This window comes from Mesorhizobium sp. M4A.F.Ca.ET.020.02.1.1, assembly GCF_004022645.1.
Taxonomy (GTDB): Bacteria; Pseudomonadota; Alphaproteobacteria; order Rhizobiales; family Rhizobiaceae; genus Mesorhizobium.
In genome coordinates this window covers 1-1,553 of the sequence record NZ_RZOI01001043.1, presented here as the reverse complement: position 1 = coordinate 1,553, position 1,553 = coordinate 1, and the positions used below count along the sequence as shown (strand labels likewise).

General features: G+C 63.8%; 2 protein-coding genes. Both read left to right on the top strand.

Annotated elements, in window-relative coordinates; all coding sequences use genetic code 11:
• Window positions 1-395: ATP-binding cassette domain-containing protein (locus EN742_RS34585; protein WP_128333853.1), on the top strand; the 395-nt coding region annotated here is incomplete at its 5' end.
• On the top strand, window positions 392-1,553 hold a 1,162-nt coding region (locus EN742_RS34580; protein WP_128333852.1), incomplete at its 3' end, for an SfnB family sulfur acquisition oxidoreductase. The genes EN742_RS34585 and EN742_RS34580, both read left to right, overlap by 4 nt.

Below are 1,553 nucleotides of genomic sequence, written 5' to 3'. Positions count from 1 at the left end.
CACTTTTCCCAAGGCTCGCCGAGAAGCGGCGAACCCGGTCCGGCCTCACTTCCGGGGGCGAGCAGCAGATGACGGCTATCGGCCGGGGTCTGATGTCGCGGCCGAAACTCTTTGTTCTGGACGAGCCGTCGATGGGGCTGGCACCGCTGATCGTCGACGAGATCTTCAGCGCCCTGAAACGGCTCAACCGCGACGAAGGCCTTTCGATCCTCGTTGCCGAACAGAATTCGGCGGTCGCGCTGAAATACGCCGACCGCGCCACCGTGCTCGAGAACGGCGTCAGCGTGCTGGAAGGATCGGCTGCCGACTTGCGCCAGCGCACCGATATCAAAACCTACTACCTCGGCGGCGCGCCGCTTCCACCGCAACATTTTCCCAAGGAGACAGCAGCATGACCATCCAATCCAGGCAGGCGTCGGATAGCCGCAGTGCCGTCCCGCCGGTCGAACGACCCTCTGCCAAGGCGCATGTGATCAAGGCCGATGCCGAGGCAATCGCTGTCGCCGAAAAACTCGCCGCCGAATTCGCCAGGGATGCCTCCAAGCGGGATCGTGAACGCATCTGGCCGAAGGAAGAGCTCGATGCGTTTTCGCAGAGCGGCCTGTGGTCGATCAACGTGCCGAAAGCCTATGGCGGGCCGGAGCTCTCCTATGTGACCCTGTCGAAAGTGATCAGCATCATCTCGGCGGCCGATCCGTCGCTCGGCCAGATTCCGCAGAACCATCTTGGCGTCGTCGCCGCTATCCGCACCGTCTCCGACGAGGCGCAGAAGAAGCTGCTTTTCGCTGAGGTGCTGTCCGGCACGCGCTTCGGCAACGCGTTCTCCGAGTTCGGCTCCAAGCGCGCGGCCGACTTCGAGACAAAGTTCGTCGACGCCGGCCACCATGTCGTGGTCAACGGCCAGAAATTCTATTCGAGCGGTGCTCTGCTTGCCCCTCTGGTTCCGATCGTGGCGCTCGATGACGAGGGGCGCGCCTGGTATGCCATCGCCGATCGCGGCGCGCCCGGACTGACGGTGATCGACGACTGGTCGAGCTTCGGACAGAAGACGACTTTGTCCGGCACGGTCCTGCTCGACAATGTCAAGGTGCCCAAAACGCATCTTGTCCCCGGCTACAAGGGCTATGACAGGCCGACGGCCGACGGCGCCATCTTCCAGATCATCCAGGCCGCGGTCGATCTCGGCATCGCCAAGGCGGCGATCGACGAGACTGTCGGCTTCGTGCGCACCAAGTCGCGCGCCTGGATCGACAGCGGCGTCGATCATGCCTGGCAGGATCCTTATACGATCCAGGCGATTGGCGACCTTCGCCTGCGGGCCAAAGCGGCAGAGGCGGTTCTGGAAAGGGCCGGGCTTGCGGTCGATCGCGCCGTGGCCGACCCGAACGAGAAGACCGTCGCGGAAGCGCAGATCGCGGTTGCCGAATCCAAGATCCTCACGACAGAGATCGCCATCATTGCCACGAACAAGCTGTTCGAGCTCGCCGGCACACGCTCGACGCTGGCCGAGCACAATCTCCACCGGCACTGGCGCAACGCCCGCACCCACACGC